We start from the raw sequence: 517 nt of genomic DNA, 5'->3' as shown, positions 1-517 counted from the left end.
CTTCTATACTATCGTGATCAAAAATGAAAAATATATCATCCAAACTATACCTGATGATATCATCCAGCAGGATAATAAACTTAAGGTTATTGGTTTCGGGCAGTACCACAAACCTCGATAGTGTATCCGGAAACTCGATAAGCGCGAATCTCACTTTTTTATTCTTGGTGAGCTTTACAAAAAAGTAAATGGCCCTGTCGCGTAATTCGGGCAGCGGCATACCGTCATCAAGCATAATGGGCACCAGCGTAGCCAGTAACTTTTCTCTGAAATAGTTTTTAACAAAGCTCCCCCTGGATACGTTCAGTTGTTTATCATTCAGGATAAAAATCTTTTCTTCGGCAAGCTGTTTTACTATAATATTCTCATACAGGTTATTGAACTTTCGTTCCTGTTTTACAACGATATTTTTTATCTGGTTGAGGAGTTTTTTAGGGTTGAAACCTAATAGCTCCTTTGATTTTTCGTTTAAAGCGGCAAGGCGGCTCATGGTGGCTACCCTAACCCGGTAAAACTC

1 pseudogene is annotated in these 517 nt (G+C 39.1%); it reads right to left on the bottom strand.

The window, feature by feature from the left end:
- Window positions 1-517: pseudogene (locus AC1DPZ_RS28810) on the bottom strand (polyphosphate kinase 1); the annotation flags it as partial.

This window comes from Mucilaginibacter sp. P4_G9 (assembly GCF_056400985.1).
The sequence above is the reverse complement of the archived record's forward strand: the minus strand, read 5'-3'. Positions and strand labels throughout refer to the sequence as shown.